At 59.3% G+C, this 17,106-nt stretch carries 16 protein-coding genes; 12 read left to right on the top strand and 4 right to left on the bottom strand.

Going from position 1 to position 17,106, the window contains the following annotated elements; translation table 11 throughout:
- Positions 1–52: 52 nt before the first annotated feature.
- Entirely contained in the window at positions 53–973 is a 921-nt protein-coding gene (locus ACW9HX_RS20940) for a LysR family transcriptional regulator (RefSeq protein WP_039764497.1), read from the bottom strand.
- A gap of 180 nt (positions 974–1,153) precedes the next feature.
- Between ACW9HX_RS20940 and ACW9HX_RS20945 the strand changes: the two genes are divergently transcribed.
- Positions 1,154–2,062 (top strand): TauD/TfdA dioxygenase family protein, encoded by a 909-nt coding sequence (locus ACW9HX_RS20945; protein ID WP_457382072.1) that lies wholly within the window; start codon positions 1,154–1,156, stop codon positions 2,060–2,062.
- Between the two features lie 217 nt (positions 2,063–2,279).
- Here ACW9HX_RS20945 and ACW9HX_RS20950 read toward each other — a convergent pair whose 3' ends face one another.
- Both ACW9HX_RS20950 and ACW9HX_RS20955 read right to left on the bottom strand, forming a co-directional pair.
- On the bottom strand, positions 2,280–3,890 hold the full coding sequence (locus ACW9HX_RS20950) for an alkaline phosphatase family protein (RefSeq protein WP_457382073.1): 1,611 nt from the start codon (positions 3,888–3,890) through the stop codon (positions 2,280–2,282).
- 101 nt (positions 3,891–3,991) lie between these two features.
- Positions 3,992–4,936, bottom strand: coding sequence for a LysR family transcriptional regulator (locus tag ACW9HX_RS20955; RefSeq protein ID WP_457382074.1), 945 nt, complete (start codon positions 4,934–4,936; stop codon positions 3,992–3,994).
- A 165-nt stretch (positions 4,937–5,101) separates the two neighbouring features.
- Between ACW9HX_RS20955 and ACW9HX_RS20960 the strand changes: the two genes are divergently transcribed.
- Positions 5,102–7,462, top strand: a complete 2,361-nt coding sequence (locus ACW9HX_RS20960; protein ID WP_457382075.1) for a TonB-dependent receptor — start codon at positions 5,102–5,104, stop codon at positions 7,460–7,462.
- A gap of 16 nt (positions 7,463–7,478) precedes the next feature.
- On the opposite strand, the gene ACW9HX_RS20965 is transcribed toward ACW9HX_RS20960, so the two are convergent.
- Positions 7,479–7,838 (bottom strand): hypothetical protein, encoded by a 360-nt coding sequence (locus ACW9HX_RS20965; protein WP_457382076.1) that lies wholly within the window; start codon positions 7,836–7,838, stop codon positions 7,479–7,481.
- A 788-nt stretch (positions 7,839–8,626) separates the two neighbouring features.
- Between ACW9HX_RS20965 and ACW9HX_RS20970 the strand changes: the two genes are divergently transcribed.
- The 10 genes from ACW9HX_RS20970 to ACW9HX_RS21015 all read left to right on the top strand — a co-directional run bounded on the left by ACW9HX_RS20970 (position 8,627) and on the right by ACW9HX_RS21015 (position 16,962).
- Positions 8,627–9,439, top strand: a complete 813-nt coding sequence (locus ACW9HX_RS20970) for an energy transducer TonB (protein WP_457382077.1) — start codon at positions 8,627–8,629, stop codon at positions 9,437–9,439.
- 45 nt (positions 9,440–9,484) lie between these two features.
- Entirely contained in the window at positions 9,485–10,210 is a 726-nt protein-coding gene (locus ACW9HX_RS20975; protein WP_457382078.1) for a MotA/TolQ/ExbB proton channel family protein, read from the top strand.
- A 1-nt stretch (position 10,211) separates the two neighbouring features.
- A complete protein-coding gene (locus ACW9HX_RS20980; protein WP_003220570.1) occupies positions 10,212–10,613 on the top strand; it encodes an ExbD/TolR family protein in 402 nt (133 codons plus the stop codon).
- 168 nt (positions 10,614–10,781) lie between these two features.
- Positions 10,782–11,363: an alpha/beta hydrolase gene (locus ACW9HX_RS20985; RefSeq protein WP_085712674.1), complete on the top strand. Its 582-nt coding sequence runs from the start codon at positions 10,782–10,784 to the stop codon at positions 11,361–11,363.
- 56 nt (positions 11,364–11,419) lie between these two features.
- Complete coding sequence (locus ACW9HX_RS20990; RefSeq protein WP_457382079.1) at positions 11,420–12,352, top strand: sigma 54-interacting transcriptional regulator; 933 nt, start codon at positions 11,420–11,422, stop codon at positions 12,350–12,352.
- A gap of 167 nt (positions 12,353–12,519) precedes the next feature.
- Positions 12,520–13,317 carry a MetQ/NlpA family ABC transporter substrate-binding protein gene (locus ACW9HX_RS20995; protein WP_011331930.1) on the top strand — a complete coding sequence of 266 codons (798 nt, stop codon included), beginning with the start codon at positions 12,520–12,522 and terminating at the stop codon, positions 13,315–13,317.
- A 670-nt stretch (positions 13,318–13,987) separates the two neighbouring features.
- Positions 13,988–14,653, top strand: a complete 666-nt coding sequence (locus ACW9HX_RS21000; RefSeq protein ID WP_007918712.1) for an amino acid ABC transporter permease — start codon at positions 13,988–13,990, stop codon at positions 14,651–14,653.
- On the top strand, positions 14,634–15,293 hold the full coding sequence (locus ACW9HX_RS21005) for an amino acid ABC transporter permease (protein WP_457382080.1): 660 nt from the start codon (positions 14,634–14,636) through the stop codon (positions 15,291–15,293). Before ACW9HX_RS21000 ends, ACW9HX_RS21005 begins: the two co-directional genes overlap by 20 nt.
- The gene (locus ACW9HX_RS21010; RefSeq protein WP_457382081.1) at positions 15,290–16,087 is read left to right on the top strand and encodes an amino acid ABC transporter ATP-binding protein; all 798 of its coding nucleotides are present in this window, start codon (positions 15,290–15,292) and stop codon (positions 16,085–16,087) included. Before ACW9HX_RS21005 ends, ACW9HX_RS21010 begins: the two co-directional genes overlap by 4 nt.
- A complete protein-coding gene (locus ACW9HX_RS21015; protein WP_457382082.1) occupies positions 16,084–16,962 on the top strand; it encodes a transporter substrate-binding domain-containing protein in 879 nt (292 codons plus the stop codon). Before ACW9HX_RS21010 ends, ACW9HX_RS21015 begins: the two co-directional genes overlap by 4 nt.
- Positions 16,963–17,106 lie beyond the last annotated feature (144 nt).

Here is a 17,106-nt window from a genome sequence, read left to right on the forward strand (position 1 = left end):
CACATTTGGAATGCATTTTCCTGTGGGAGCCAGCCTGCTGGCGATGACGGCCTCAAACCGCGACGCTGATCTCCTGTTTGTCTACCGCCACCAACGTCTCGATCATTGCTCTCGCCGCCGGTGACAGCCGGAATCCCGTACGGCTCACAATCCCGCACCGCGCATTCATGCTCTCCAGATTCTGCGGCAGGTTGCGCCAGTGCAGCAGCGCCAGCGAGCCCTGGGCAATGTCCTCGACAAACGCCTCTTCAGTGCCCACGCCGATCGCGTTGGACTGCAGCACCACTTTCACCAGCGCAGGAAAATGTTCGGTCTCGATGGTCGGTGAAAAGTCGATCCGGCCGCTGAGATTCGCCAGCAATTTGCGAATGCCCGGCGGGATCAGCGTGGTCGCCAGCGGGTAGTCGAACATGTCGTTGGTCGACAGGCTTTCCTTGGCCAACAGTGGATGCCCCGGCCGGCAGAAAAACACCCCGCGCTTGGGTGTCAACGGCTGGGTCTGGAAGTTCGGGTCGGACTCGAAATGGCGGATGTCGGCGATGAAGAATTCGATCTCCTCGCGGCTCAGGGCGCGGCTGAGTTTTTCCCAGTTATCCACCTGAAAACAGGTGCGCACTTTCGGGTGGGCGTTGATGAATTGCGCCACCGCATCCGGCACCAGTTTCACCGCCGGTGCCGGACCGCAACCGAAGTGCAGTTCGCCGGCATCGAGCTTGGTCATCTGCGTCACTTCGGCGCTGAGCAACGCGGCGCCCTGCACAAGTGTGAGGGCGTGCTGCAGCACCACCTGGCCCTCCGGCGTGGGGCGCAGGTCCTTGTTGCCGCGGTCCACCAGCACACAGCCGAACTCCTGCTCCAGCCCTTGAATGCTGCGGCTGAACGCCGGTTGAGTGATGCCCATGGCGTCGGCCGCGCGGACAAAACTGCGGTGTTCGTTGAGGGCGATGAAGTAGCGCAACTGGCGAAGATCCATATGCTTTTCCGGCATCCTAAAAATAGCTCGAAGGCATTTGCGACGAGGTTGCTTGAGGTTTTAAATGCAAGCTCTTATTCCGTCAACGAAGCATGTGAATATCTATTAGATGTAAATGGAATATAGATAGAGCGTTGTTTCGCTGCCGTCCAACCGCAAGCAGTCGATGAGGGTCTTCCCATGAGCAATGCCGCACTCGCTGTAAAACCCGCTGTCCACGCGCTGGACATTCATCCGGTGGCCGGCCGTATCGGCGCCGAAATCCGTGGCGTGCACCTGTCCGGTGAGCTGGATGCCGCGACGGTTGAAGCCATTCAGCAGGCGCTGATCCAGTACAAGGTCGTGTTCTTCCGCGAGCAGACCCAGCTCGACGATCAGCGTCAGGAAGCTTTCGCCCATCTGCTTGGCGAGCCAGTGGCGCATCCGACCGTGCCATCCCGCGAGGGCACCCGTTACCTGCTGGAACTGGACGGCGCCGAAGGGCAGCGCGCCAACTCCTGGCACACCGACGTGACCTTCGTCGATGCCTACCCGAAAGCCTCGATCCTGCGCTCGGTAGTGGCCCCGGCATTCGGCGGCGACACCCTCTGGGCGAACACCGCGACGGCGTACAACGAACTGCCGACCGAGTTGCGCGAGCTGGCGGACAAACTGCTGGCCGTGCACAGCAACGAATACGACTACGCCGCCGTGAAGCCGGACGTGTCGGCGGAGAAGCTTGAGCGCTATCGCAAGATCTTCACTTCGACCGTTTACGAGACAGAGCATCCGGTGGTGCGTGTGCACCCGATCAGCGGCGAAAAGAGCTTGCTGCTGGGGCATTTCGTCAAACGCATCAAGGGTTATTCACAGGCGGATTCGGCGTATCTGTTTGGTCTGTTGCAGAGCCATGTGATCCGTCAGGAAAACATCGTGCGCTGGCGCTGGAAGGCCGGTGATGTGGCGATCTGGGATAACCGTTCGACGCAGCATTATGCGATTGATGATTACGGCACTCAGGATCGGGTGGTGCGTCGGGTGACGCTCAAAGGGGAAGTGCCGGTCGGGGCGAATGGGCAGCGTAGTCAGACCATCAAAGGGCGCGATTAAGATCAAAAGATCAAAAGCCCCTCACCCCCGCCCTCTCCCAGAGGGAGAGGGAGCTGACCGAGGTGTGTTACGTCATACATCGACCTGTAAAAGCTGTGTCGATTGTGGATTCGGTAAAGCTCAAACAGGTCAACGTAAATCACCAATATCCCGCGATCAGTCCCCTCTCCCCCCGGGAGAGGGTTAGGGTGAGGGAGCTCTTGCTCTTGCCTTCGCTCTACCAAACGCCAATCTGAACCATCTTCTCAGTCTCCGGCTCCCCATAGCGAAACCGTTGCCCACGCAAATCAATCTCCTGATGACTGATCGTCGTGCGCCGCTTCAACCCGCGCACCCATTCGAACAGATACCCCGCATGCTCCTCGCGCACCGCCGCATGCGCCGGGTCTGCGCCCAGATCCTGCAGCTCCTGCGGATCATTCAACAGATCGAAAAGTTGCGGCCGGAAGCCGTCGTACGCCAGGTATTTCCAGCGCTCGCTGCGCACCATGGTCATGCGGCAACGGTCGATCGGCTGGCCCAGTCGCTCCCGCGCCGGGGCCTGGAAGGCGTAGTCGTATTCGCTGATCGCATAGCGACGCCAGTCAGGGTTTTCACCGTGCAGCAGTGGAATCAACGAGCGACCTTCCAGTCGATGCTCGGCACCTGTCACGCCCAGCGCGTCGAGAAAGGTCGGCACGCCGTCGATGGTTTCCGCCAGACGTTCGTCCACCGTGCCCCGTGTGATGTCCGCCGCCGCACGCGGGTCGCGCACGATCAACGGCACGCCCACCGCTTGCTCCAGCAGAAACTCCTTCTCACCCAGCCAGTGATCGCCCAGGAAGTCGCCGTGATCGCTGGTGAACACGATCAGCGTGTCCTCCCAGCGCCCGTTGCTTTGCAGGAAATCGAACAGACGCCCCAACTGATCATCGACCTGTTTGACCAGGCCCATGTACGTCGGGATCACGTTCAGTCGTACCGGGTCTTTGGAGAAATTCAGGCTTTCCTCATGCTGGCAAAAGGCCTGATAGACGGGGTGGTCGCTTGGAGAGGCATTACGTACCGGTTCGAGAATCGATTTCGTACTGTACAATGTGTGGTACGGGGTCGGTACGATATAGGGCCAATGGGGTTTGATATAGGACAGGTGTAAAAACCACGGTTTTTCACCTTGCTCACCGATGAAGTCGATGGCTCGATTTGTAGTGTAGACAGTCTCTGAATGTTGCTCGGGAATTCGCGCCGGCAAATGGGCGTTGCGCATTTTCCAGCCGCTGAGGATTTCGCCGTTTTCGCCTTCGGCCGCATTGGCCCAGTCGTGCCAGGGGTTGCGTCCTTCGAAACCCTGTTCACGCAGGTAATGGGTGTATGGCGCGGATTCGCGTTTGTCATCGAACAGCGGGTCGTCGGGGAAGATGCCGTCGTGACGAAAGTACGGCTCGAAGCCGACTTCATTGAGCACTTCGGCTTGCGCGCTTTCAGGGTTGATCGCCAGCCGCTGCAAGGCGTCCACGTTGGCCGTGGCGTGGGTCTTGCCGACCAGCGCAGTACGAATGCCGTGGGGTCGCAGGTAATCGCCGATGGTCAGTTCTTCCAGCGGCAGCGGCACGGCGTTCCACGCCACCTGATGGCTGCTGACATAACGCCCGGTGTAGGCCGACATCCGCGACGGGCCGCAAATCGTGCCCTGGGTGTAGGCGCGGCTGAAGCGCACGCCGGCGGCGGCCAGGCGATCGATGTTCGGGGTGTGCAGGTGCGGGTGGCCATAGCAGGACAGGTAATCGCGGCGCAGTTGATCGCACATGATGTACAGCACGTTGCGCACGGTTTTTTGCGGCTTGGACATGGGATTCACCAGTCAGAAAGACAGGCGAGGTTTTTCGCTTTCGGCGAGGGTGTTCGGCAAGTGCATTCGGGGAATGCTTGCCATGCATGAAACGCATGGGCTCAGACGGCGAGGTTCGCCAGTGAACACACCTCTTCTTCCACCGCATCGATCGCCTTGATCTGCTCGATCATCGCCTCGGCCAGCGGCGATAGTCGATACCCGGCGCGGCTGACAATGCCGTAACGGGTGTAGAGCTCCTCCAGATCATCCGCCAACCCTTCGATCTTCAAGCACACCAATTCGCCCCGGGCCTGATGCAGCGCATCCGAATAGGCGCCGACGATGCCAATCGCATCAGAGCGCAGCACCACGCCCAGCAGGCTCGCGCTGTTTTCGCACTCCACGTTCGGAACGAAGTCCGGCCGACCACTAAGATCGACGATGACCTTGCGCAGATTCGGCGGGCGAATGCTCACGGCCAGTGGATAACTCATCAATTGCTCTGCCGTGACTCGTTCAAAAGCAGCCAGCGGATGCGCGGCGCGGCAGCAGAAATGCCATTTGCGCGGGCGCAACCGGTGGGTCAGATAATCCGGATCCGCCTCGAAGTGGCGAGTGTCGGCGACAAAGAATTCGAACTCTTCACACAGCAATCTCTTGCTCAGGCTCTGCCAGTCATCGACCTGGTAATGCACCCGCGCTTTCGGGTATCGGCCGATGAAGCTGCCGATCGCTCGCGGGATCAATCCTGCCGCCGGTGCCGGGCCGCAACCGAAGCGCAATTCCCCCGCCTCCAGCCCGTTGAACTGGCTGATCTCGTTAGCCATTTGCTGGGCACCGCTGACCAGCCGCCGCGCGTGTTCAAGCAACACCTGACCCTGTTTGGTCGGCGGCAATTCCTTGCGCCCGCGATCGACCAACTGGCAACCGACGCTGTGTTCCAGCGCCTGAATGCTGCGACTGAAGGCCGACTGCGACAGGTTCACTGCCTGCGCCCCCGCGACGAAGCTGCGTTGATCGGCGAGGGCGATGAAGTGGCGGAGCTGGCGCAAGTCGATATGCATTTTTCACATAAAAAATATCCGGGAAATGCATTGGATATGCATTAGGTCGACTCCTTATAAAGGCAATCTCTTATGCAGTAAATCTTTGTAAAAACATAAATAAATAACTTAAAAGAATATGCGACACGAAAGATGTCAGCGTGTTTTTTGACCAGGAGCAGCCCCATGAGTCCGTTGAACCTCGCTTCACCGCCGCCGCCACGACGGCTCAAACGTCTGCCCCTGGCCCTTTTGTTGGCGGGGAGTGCCAGTTGGACCCACAGCTACGCCGCTGAAACGGAAACCCCTGTGCCAGCACCGGCAGGCAAGACCGCGACCGCCACTTCGCAACTGGAAACCGTGACCGTCACCACTCGCCGTCGCGAAGAAAGTTCGCAGGATGTACCGACGCCGATGAGTGTGGTCAGCGGCCAGACTCTGGAGACGCAGCGGGTCTATCGAATCCAGGATTTGCAGCAACTGGTGCCCAGCGTCAACGTCGCCTACATGCATGCGCGCCAGTCCAGCGTGTCGATTCGCGGCCTGGGGAATAACCCGGCCAGCGACGGTCTGGAAGGCAGCGTCGGGCTGTACATCGACAACGTTTATCTGGGCCGGCCGGGGATGGCGGTGTTCGACCTGATGGACATCGAACAGCTTGAAGTCCTGCGCGGGCCGCAAGGTACGTTGTTCGGCAAGAACACCACCGCCGGGGTGATCAACATCAGCACTCGCGCACCGAGTTTCACCCCGGAGCGCAGCATCGAAACCTCGGTCGGCGAGGACGGCTATTTCCAGACCAAGGGCACGCTTTCCGGGCCGCTCAACGATCAATTGGCCGGGCGCATTTCCGCCTATCGCACCCGCAGCGATGGCGACATTAAAAACGAATTCAACGGTCATGACTTGAACGGCGGTTCCCGCGATGGCTTCCGTGCGCAGTTGCTGTTCAAGCCCAACGAAGATTTCAATCTGCGCTGGATCGGTGATTACAACGAAGAGGATTCCAGCGCTGGCACTCGCGTGCTGTACAACACCGGGCCGACCATCAATGGCGTCAACCTCTATCAGTCGCGGGCAAATGCCGCCGGCGCGACGCTGGTCAACGGCTCGCACCGCAAGGTCAATCTGGACAACGACCAACACGTCACGGTGCATCAGGGCGGTACATCGGTGGAGGCCAACTGGACGCTGCCGAGCGACTTCACCCTGACCTCGATCAGTTCCTACCGCTACTGGAATTTCACCCCGGCCAACGACGATGGCCTTAATGTCGCGGCGACCTACAACGCTGGCGTGTCGGTGGAAGACAAGCAGTACTCGCAGGAATTTCGCCTCGCATCGCCCAAGGGGGAGTCCTTCGATTACGTGCTCGGCGCGTACTACTTCGGCTCGGACCTGGACAACAAATCCTTCGCCTATTACGGCCCCCAGGCCGACATCTGGAATGGTACGCCACGGGGTGCATTGGCCAACGTTGGCAGCGTCGGTCGCGGGCACATCCAGACCGACAGTTTCGCGCTGTTCGCCCAAGGCACCTGGCATCTCACGCCGCGACTGGATTTCACCGCCGGCGTGCGTGGCACTTATGAAGAGAAGAACGCCTGGGTCAATCGCGATGCGCCGCAAGGAGGCGTGGCGGTAACCGGTGCCGCCGCCACCGCCCGACGTGGCCGGACCGGCGCCTACGATTCCGGCGATCTGAATCAGTACAGCTCCAGTCCCTCGGGTTTGCTCAACCTCAGCTATCGCATTACCGATGATCTGCTCGGCTACGCCACGCTGTCCCACGGCGAAAAGTCCGGCGGGGTCAACCTCGTGGTCGGCTCGGCCCCGACCGCTGGCGCCGACTCGTTGCTGATCGGCACCGAGCGCGCCAACAACGCTGAACTCGGTTTCAAGAGCACCCTGTGGGACCGCCGCTTGCAGCTCAACGCCAACGTGTTCTGGACCCAGGTCAACGCCTACCAGACCAACGCCTACGACGACGTCAACCGCGTGCAATACCTGACCAATGCCGGTTCAGTGCGCTCGCGTGGTGTGGAATTCGAAAGCACTGTGATCCCGCTGCGCGGCCTGACGCTGAACTTCAACGGCTCGTTCAACGACGTCAGTTATCTCTCGTACAAGGATGCGCCGTGCCCACCTGAAGTCAGCCTCGCCCCCCGGGCGCCGGCCTCTTGCGACCTTAGCGGTCATCAGGTCGTCGGTGCCTCGAAATGGATCGGCAACGCCAATGGCAAATACGAATGGAATCTGGCCAACGGGCTGCAACCCTACGTCACCGGCAGCTACGCATTCCGCTCCAAAGCGGTGGGCACGGTCGAAGATTCCGACTACGGCCAGATCCCGAGTTACGCGGTGGTCAATCTCTCCACCGGCCTGCGCGGCGATTTCAATCAGGGGCAGTGGGACGTCTCGCTGTGGCTGAAAAACGCCTTCGACAAAACCTACTACACGACCCTGTGGACCGGCGGCAACGGCGGCTATGAAGGCCTGCTCGGGACGCCGCGCACGCTCGGCGTTACCGGTCGCTACGACTTCTGAGGCCTTGCGCGCAAAGTCACTGCACTGTCAGACAAAGCTCGCTTGCGCACTTGGCGCTTCGTCTTTCGAAAATGACGAACAGGATTTTCGAATCCTTTCCGGTGGTCGTCACGGTTACGACCCCTTTCGAGTAATCCGAAATCAAGGACTCTTTGGGTTGAAGGAGATTTTTTGTGCCGCCCTGAAAGACATTGATCGGGGCGGCGGTTTTGTTATGAACCGATACCGAAAGGGCAAGCTGTGACCCCGAGCGGGTCGCCTGGACAGGTACGACATCGAGCTGGCCATCGGTCAGCGCCGTGGTATCGGCCTGTACGACCTGCAAGCAGGCGGGAACCATTAGAAGTAAAGAGCAGATCAGGCGTCTGGCATTCATGTCGGAACTCCTTGAGCAGATAGATAAACCCGGTACGTCGGTTATATTTATGAGACAAGGGCGAGGACCTGTCACCTGTCAAACCTGACAGGTATAGCGCTTTTATATGTATTCCCCGATGACGGGTTATCGCGATCAACCTGGAGCCAGAACTGACGCATTATTAGAGACGCCCTGAACGGGCAGCAGAGGGATGCTGGTTGTTGGATTGAATGCTATCAACGTTCGCGAAGTTCGAAATAAGTGATGAGCGATTTCACTGGTGCATATAAAACTGTCGTTTAATCGTCGCGTCGACAATAAATGAATGCCCAATCATTCTAAACTTCGTGAGCTTTCACGAGGAAGCGTGCGCACCACTTTGACAGTGAGGCAGTCAGTCTCGCCGGGGAGTTTTTGAAGCAATGAGAAAATCTGTAAGTCGAAGGCCGATGCATTAAAAAATGCATCGGCCTTTTTGTTTGATTTTTAAAAAGTTCGTCAACCATCACCTTGGCGTTAGTTGCCACTGAATACCGTGTCATCGATAACCCGATGCCTTGGATGAATACTTTTTATGCCGGGAAAGCATGTCGATTCTGACGAATCGCTGGAAGCCTTGCGGGGCGTGGCTTCGGCGGAAATGACCGATTCTCATATTCCATAAACATCTATTCATAACATGAAAGATTACTTTCGGAGATAAGGCTCTAGCCCAATGATTGACCCATCGATCACGCCGTGGGGGATTCAACAAGCGGCGAATCGGCTACGCGAAAAAACGCAAAGAGACCGCAGGGAGTAAATCAATGGGCAATGTCCAGACCGCCGCCAGTGCACAGGAGGTGCTGTGGCGCCAGGCGCCGAGCGGCGAGTTGGTCGATCTCGGCCGGCCCCATCGTGTGCCGTTGGGGCAACTGCGTTTGCAGCGCGCGCCCAAGGGCATTCTGAGTCGCCGCGAAACGATTCTGCTCGGCGTTCTGGCGCTGGTGGTGCATGGCGCGGTGATCTACTGGATCAATCAGCACCCGACGCCGGCGCTGCCGATCGTGCCGCCGGAAATTCCACCGATGACCATCGAGTTTTCGCGCCCGGCACCACCGGCACCACCTGTGGTTGTACCGCCACCACCTGCGCCAGTGGTCGAGCCTCCGCCACCGGTGGAAGACGAACTGGCAATCAAGCCGCCACCAAAACCGAAGCCGATTCCCAAGCCGAAACCGGTCGCCAAACCCGTACCAAAACCGGCCCCCAAAGCCGTCGAGCAACCCCCGGTTCCGCCACAGCCGGCCGCTCCGGTCGCCGCGCCAGCGCCACCAGCACCACCGGCGCCTGCTCCGGTGACGCCGGCTTCGGCCAACGCCGCGTACCTGAAGAACCCGGCGCCGGAATATCCGTCGCTGGCCCAGCGTCGCGGTTGGGAAGGCACGGTGTTGCTGCGGGTGCACGTACTGGCCAGCGGCAAACCGGGCGAGATCCAGATACAGAAAAGCAGTGGCCGGCAACAGCTCGACGACGCGGCGCTGGACGCCGTGAAGCGCTGGAGCTTCGTACCGGCCAAGCAGGGTGATGTCGCCCAGGACGGCTGGGTCAGCGTGCCCATCGATTTCAAGATTCATTAAACCGAAACCAATTTCGCGCTAAACGTTTACACGAGGGAACACATCATGACGTTACTGGCATCTCCACTGGAATCCATCGAAAGCGCGGTGATCTGGCTGCTGGTGGTCTTCTCTGTCGCCACTTGGGGCCTGGCATTGCTCAAGGCTGTGCAGTTCGGTCGGTTGAAGGCGCAGGATCGCAAATTTCACAAGCGCTTCTGGGCGGCGTCGAGTCTGGACTCCGCTGCCGAGTTGAGCGAAACCCAGCCCGGCGCCGCAGCGCGGGTGGCGCAGGCCGGTTACGCGGCGATTCAAGTGGGCGAGGCGCCGCAGGCCAATGACCTGAGCCAGGCGATCAACCATCAGGATCGTCTCGAACGTGCCTTGCGCCAGCAGATCGTCCGCGAGCGCCGCTCGCTGGAAACCGGTCTGGCGGTAGTCGCGAGTATTGGCAGCACCTCGCCGTTCATTGGTTTGTTCGGCACGGTGTGGGGAATTATGGAAGCGTTGAAGGGAATCAGCGCAGCAGGTTCGGCAAGCCTGGAAACGGTCGCAGGGCCCATCGGTGCAGCGCTGGTCGCCACCGGGGTGGGGATCGCGGTCGCGGTGCCGGCGGTGCTGGTTTACAACTACTTTTTGCGCCGTCTGAAACTGACGGCGGCGGACCTGGACGACTTTGCCCACGACTTCTACAGCCTGGCGCAAAAGAGCTCGTTCCGCGTGTTGATCCACCCGACCGCGCACAAGATTGCGGCTCAGGGCAACGCAACAAAAGTGAAGGAGGCATCCTGATATGGCCTTCTCCACGCAAGACAGCGACGAGGTGCTGAGCGAGATCAACGTGACGCCGCTGGTGGACGTGATGCTGGTGCTGCTGGTGGTGTTCATCGTCACCGCGCCGCTGCTGACCAACGCGATACCGATCAACCTGCCGAAGACCGAGGCGGTGGCGCCGGTCGAGCAGAAAGACCCGTTGGTGGTGAGTATCGACGGTGCTGGAAAACTGTTTATCAACAAGGACGAAATACAGCCGGATCTGCTGGAGTTCAACCTCAAGTCGGCCAAGGCCAAGGACCCGGAAGTGCGCGTGCAATTGCAGGCAGACGACGGGGTGAATTACGGCGAAGTGGCGCGAGCCATGGCTTCGATTGAGCGGGCAGGCATCACCAAACTGTCGGTGATCACTGCACGATAAGGGTTTCACGTTTTTCCGGGGCCGTCTCCTTGGCAGGGTGCGGCCCCTTTTTTGTCTGATGATTTATATTCTTTTCAGGTCTTAATAAATAGCTTCTTATTCCTTAACGAATATAAATCCCGTCCCTATACTCCTTCAGGAACAGACACGACGCAGGAGAGCTCCCCCATGCGCAACGAATCAATCCGCTATCTGATTGTGCCGGGCTGGCAAGGATCGCCAGAAGATCATTGGCAAAGCCACTGGCAGAACAGTCTGCCGAACAGCGCGCGTGTGGAGCAGGCCGATTGGCTGACGCCGCGTCGTGAAGACTGGGTCGCGGCGCTGGCCGAGGCGATTGCCGCCGACAGCACGCCGGTGATCCTGATCGCTCACAGCCTGGGTTGCATCACCGTGGCGCACTGGGCGGCCACCGCGCCGTTGCAGCACCTGCGTCAGGTTCGCGGCGCGCTGCTGGTCGCGCCGGCGGATGTGGAGCGTCCTGCTTGTGTACCGGCATTGCGCAATTTCGCGCCGATTCCGACTGATCTGCTGCCTTTCCCGAGCCAGGTCGTCAGTTCCGACAACGACGCCGCTGTCAGCGCACCACGAGCGCTGGAACTGGCGCGCAACTGGGGCGCCGAGGCGGGGATTCTCGCGGGCGCCGGCCATATCAACGTGAAGTCCGGGCATCAACGCTGGGAGCAGGGATTCGCTTATCTGTATCGCCTGCAAAACCGCATGGAACACCACGCCCGGCGCCGTGCCTGACCACTTTTAATTTTTCAACGCCCCCGTCTCCCGGCGATTTGGGGCGGGAGTCTGCCATGAGTCTTGAAACCTTTGGCCAGCCGTTGCTGACCTTTCCCGATGCGGAAAAAAGTCCCCTGAGCATTCGCGCCAAGGCGCTGGTGTTCGTCGATCCGCGCTCGCGCCAGTTGCGCGAGGAAATGGCCCAACTCGCACCGCGCTCGATCTCGGTGTTGATTCGCGGCGAGACCGGCACCGGTAAGGAATTGCTCGCCCGCCACATCCATCGCGCCAGTGATCGCAGTGGTTTGTTTGTCTCGGTCAATTGCGGGGCGATCAGCCCGACGTATGCCGATGCCGAGTTGTTCGGCTACGCCGCCGGCAGCTACAGCGGTTCGGCCAGCAGTCGCGCCGGCTGGTTCGGCTCGGCCAACGGCGGCACCTTGTACCTGGACGAGATCGGCGACTTGCCGCTGCCGATCCAGATCAAGTTGCTCGCCGCGCTGGAAAACCACGAAGTCACCCGCGTCGGTGCCCATCAACCAAGCCCGGTGGATGTGCGCCTGGTGGCCGCGACCAGCATCGATCTGGCCCAAGCGGTGGCGGCGGGGAAATTCCACGAGCGGCTCTATCACTATCTCAGCGAAGGGCATCTGGAACTGCCGGCATTGCGGGCGCGGGTCGGTGACATTCTGTCGTTGGCCGAGTACTTCCTCGGCATCTACAGCCAGCGTCTGGACCTTCCCGTTCCGCTGATCAGCGAAGCGGCGCAGGAGGTGCTGGAGCAGCACAGCTGGCCGGGCAACACCCGTGAGCTGGAAAACGTCATTCATTTTGCGCTGCTCGTAAGCACGGGTGATGAAATCCTGCCGGAGCACTTGAACCTGCCCGAGGTGTCTGGGTCGCTGGTTCAGATCGAACGTCAGGTGGCGAGCATCAGCGCCAAAGGGACTGCCGAGGAACGTAAGGCATTGAAAGAATTACTGTTGGGCCTGAGTGAGGCGTTGTAACCATTTTGTTCAATATGAACAAAATGGAATATGAAGCTGAATAAACGTTATTGTCCGGGAATAAAAAATCCCGGTATTGTCCGACTCACGCCAGCAGTAGCACATCGCTGGCACACGTATTAATGCCGTCGTCGATGACGACCGTGATTTTCGACTAAGGACACTGCATGAAAAAGGTTCTGTTGTTTACCGCATTGGCGGCTGCTCTGACTGCTTCCCTGGCCCAGGCGGGTGAAAAACTGGTGGTTGCCGCAACGCCGGTACCTCACGCCGAGATCCTCGAGCTGATCAAGCCGACCCTCGCCAAAGAAGGCGTGGATCTGGAAATCAAAGTCTTCACCGATTACGTGCAGCCGAACGTGCAGGTGGGTGAAAAGCGTCTGGACGCCAACTACTTCCAGACCAAGCCTTACCTGGACAGCTTCAACGCCGGTAAATACAAGGATGACAAAGCCAAGTACCTGGTGACCGTGCAAGGTGTGCACGTTGAACCGTTCGGCGGCTACTCCAGCAAGTACAAAACCCTGGCCGAACTGCCGGATGGCGCCACCATCGCCATTCCGAACGAAGGCAGCAACAGCGGTCGTGCACTGATCCTGCTGCAGAAGGCTGGCCTGATCGAACTGAAAGATCCGAAGAACGCTCTGGCGACCCCGAAAGACATCGCCAAGAACCCGCACAACTTCAAGTTCAAGGAACTGGAGTCGGCCCTGCTGCCGCGTGTTCTGAAAGAAGTCGACCTGGACATGATCAACACCAACTACGCGCTGGAAGCCAAGTTGAACCCGACCAAGGACGCCTTGGTGATCGAAGGTGCCGATTCGCCTTACGTTAACTTCCTGGTCGCCCGTGAAGACAACAAGAACAGCGACGCCATCAAGAAACTGGCCGCTGCCCTGACCAGCCCGGAAGTCAAAGCGTTCATCGAGAAGAAGTACAACGGCGCGGTACTGCCGGCGTTCTGATCTGACGCGGCAACAACCCCCTTCAAGGTTGAAAAAAACGCCGATGGCCAGTGATGGTCATCGGCGTTTTTGTGTGTGCCTCAAAAGCCCCCCCCCTCACCCTAACCCTCTCCCCGAGGGAGAGGGGACTGATTGGGGGATGCTGTAGAGGTACGCCGACCTGATTATTCTTCACCGAATCCATAATCGGCTAGGTCTTTCAGGTCGATATAAGACGCAAGACACTTCGGTCGCTTCCCTCCCCCAGGGGGGAGGGCTGGGCGGGCGGCGTTCCGATGAGGGGGCTTTTCGCCTTTGATCTACGCGGTGTGTTTCAACGCCCGGCGCAACGCCACCAACAATTTCACAATCTCCTGCGGATCCAGTCGCTGCGGCACTTTTACGTCCATGTTTTCTTCCTTGTTATGGGTTTGGCCGGGGGAGTCTGGCCAAAAGCTGTTCGTCCTTGGAGGGCTTTTATGAAAAAAAGATCCGTCCTACAGCGCTGGGGACAATAGCCTTCCTCCTTCTTCCCGGCAAACCCGCCGATTAGTTTTTTGCGTGATATCAATATGCTTTAACGGTATTTAAATTCTTCTTTTTATACCTTTAAAGTCGGTGCCTGCAGGACAGCTACCCGCTGTCCATGGACTGCACCACCGTCGCTTACCGAGCGGCGTCAGGATGTTTCATGACTTTCGATTACGCATTTATCCTCAGCACCCTGCCGGCGTTTCTCAAAGCCGTGGGCGTGACGCTGCAGGTCGGTTTGATCGCCATTGGCACCTCGCTACTGGTGGCGTTGCTCAATGCAACGATTCTGGTGTTTCGCACGCCTTACCTGCAAAAACTGGTCGGGCTGTATGTCGAGCTGGCGCGCAACACGCCGCTGCTGATCCAGCTGTTCTTCGTCTACTTCGCGTTGCCGGCCCTGGGGATCAAGGTTTCCGGATTCACCGCCGCGATCATCACCATGACTTTCCTCGGCGGTGCCTACCTCACCGAAGTGCTGCGCGCCGGTGTCGATGCGGTGCCCCAGGCGCAGCTTGAATCGGGCCGCTCCATCGGTCTGTCCCACGGCCAGTTGCTGCGCTACGTGATCCTGCCGCAAGCCGGGATTCTCAGCCTGCCGTCGCTGTTCGCCAATTTCATTTTCCTGCTCAAGGAGACCACCGTGGTCTCGGCCGTGGCGGTGCCGGAGATTCTCTACACCACCAAGAGCTACATCGCGCTCTACTACAAAACCTATGAAATGCTCGCCGTGCTGACGCTGATTTGCGTGCTGTTGTTCCTGCCGCTGTCGCTGCTGTTGAGCCGTCTGGAAAGGAGGCTCCAGCATGGCCAGTTCGGGTCTTGAGCTGCTCTGGGTGTCCTTGCCGCAATTGGCAAAGGGCGCCGGGCAAACCCTGTCGATCTCGTTTCTGAGCATCGCCATCAGCACCGTCGGCGGCGTGCTCTACGGCGTGCTGCGCACGCTCAACGTGACATGGCTGAACGCAGTGCTGCGGATCTATCTGGAGCTGTTCCGGGCGATCCCGGTGCTGGTGTGGTTGTACCTGCTGTTTTTCGGCCTGCCGATTTTCTTCGGCCTGAGCTTGCCGAGTTTCTGGTGCGCAGTGCTGGTGCTGTCGCTGTGGGGCGCCAGCGAAGTCGGCGAAGTGGCGCGCGGTGCGCTGCATTCGTTGCCGCGCGGGCAGCGTGAGGCGGGGCTGTCGATCGGCCTCAACGCAGCGCAGCTCTACGGCTATGTGCTGCTGCCCCAGGCGCTGAAACGCATGACGCCGCCGACCATCAACATCTACACACGGATCATCAAAACCAGTTCGCTGGCGGTGCTGATCGGCGTGGTGGATGTGATCAAGGTTGGCCAGCAGATCATCGAGCGCACCTACGAATCGGTGCTGATCTACGGCGCACTGTTCCTGTTTTTCTTTTTCATCTGCTACCCGTTGTCGGCCGCCTCGCGCGTGCTGGAGCGGCGCTGGACGCAAGCATGAGCGCATTGATCGAGTTTCAGCGTTTCAACAAATTCTTCGGCGAGCAGCAGGTGCTCAAGGGCATCGACCTGCAAGTGAAATCCGGCGAAGTCATCGTCATCCTCGGCCCCAGCGGTTGCGGGAAAAGCACCTTGTTGCGTTGCTTGAACGGTCTGGAAACCGCCCATGGCGGCAGCCTGAAACTCGCCGGTCGCGAACTGCTGGACAAGGCCACCGACTGGCGTGAAGTGCGTCAGCAGATCGGCATGGTGTTCCAGAGTTATCACCTGTTTCCGCACATGAGTGTGCTCGACAACTTGCTGCTCGGCCCGCTCAAGGTGCAGAAGCGCGAACGCCGCGAAGCCCAGCAACAAGCCGAAGCGCTACTTGAACGCGTGGGCCTGTCGGACAAGCGCGATGCCTTCCCGCGCCAGCTCTCCGGCGGCCAGCAGCAACGCATCGCCATCGTCCGCTCGTTGTGCATGAACCCGCGGGTCATGCTCTTCGACGAAGTCACCGCCGCCCTCGACCCGGAGATGGTCAAGGAAGTGCTGGAAGTGATTCAGGGCCTGGCCCGCGAAGGCATGACCCTGTTGATCGTCACCCACGAAATGGCTTTCGCCCGTGCGGTGGCCGATCGCATCGTGTTCATGGATGCCGGGTGCATCCTTGAACAGAACCCGCCCGAGCTTTTCTTTACGAACCCGCAAACCGCACGCGCGCAGCAGTTCCTGGAGAAGTTCTCCTACGTTGAAGCCCTGCCTTCAACGACTTCGCCCAAAACGACTCAAACCAAGGAACTGGAACTGCCATGAAAACTGCCAAAGCCCTATTCGCATTACCGCTGATCAGCCTCGCGCTGCTGGCCGGCTGCAACAAGACCGAAGAACCGGCCAAGCCGAAAGTCGCCAGCGAAAGCACCGCGCCGGCCGGTTATCTGGACAAGATCAAGGCCCGCGACAAACTGATCGTCGGCGTGTTCACCGACAAACCGCCGTTCGGTTTCGTCAACGAAGCGGGGCGCTATGTCGGCTTCGATACCGACATCGGCCGTCAATTCGCCAAAGACCTGTTGGGCGATGAAAACAAGGTCGAGTTCGTGGCCGTGGAGCCGGCGAGCCGCATTCCGTTTCTGCAAAGCGATAAGGTCGACCTGATTCTCGCCAACATGACCGTGACCCCGGAGCGCAAGGAAGCGGTGGAATTCACCAACCCGAACCTCAAGGTCGCGGTGCAGGCGCTGGTGCCGCAGGGCAGCGAGGTGAAGAAACTGGATGACCTGGCGACCCGCACCACCATTGTCACCACCGGCACCACCGCCGATATCTGGCTGACCAGGAATCACCCGGACTGGAAACTGCTGAAGTTCGAGAAAAACTCCGAGTCCCTGCAAGCCCTGGCCAACGGCCGTGGCGATGCTTACGCCCAGGATAATCTGGTGCTGTTCAGCTGGGCGAAACAGAACCCGGGCTACCGTGTGCTGGACGAAAAACTTGGCGCCGAAGCGCCGATTGCGCCGGCGGTGAAGAAGGGCAACATCGAACTGCGCGATTGGGTGAATACGGAGCTGGCCAAGCTTGGGGAAGAGAAATATCTGCTGAAACTGTATGACCAATATGTGCGTAAAGAGCTGAGTGATGACACCAAGCCTGAGAGTGTGATTGTCGAAGGCGGGAAGTGGCAGGGTTAATTGTCTGATAGTCCGCAGTGAACCCTCCCCCTCACCCCAGCCCTCTCCCGGAGGGAGAGGGAGCCGACCGAGGTGTGTTGCGTCCTGCATCGACCTGAACGACCGAGTTGACTATGGATTCAGTACAGCAAGATCAGGTCGGCG

Source organism: Pseudomonas sp. SDO52101_S400 (assembly GCF_054071635.1).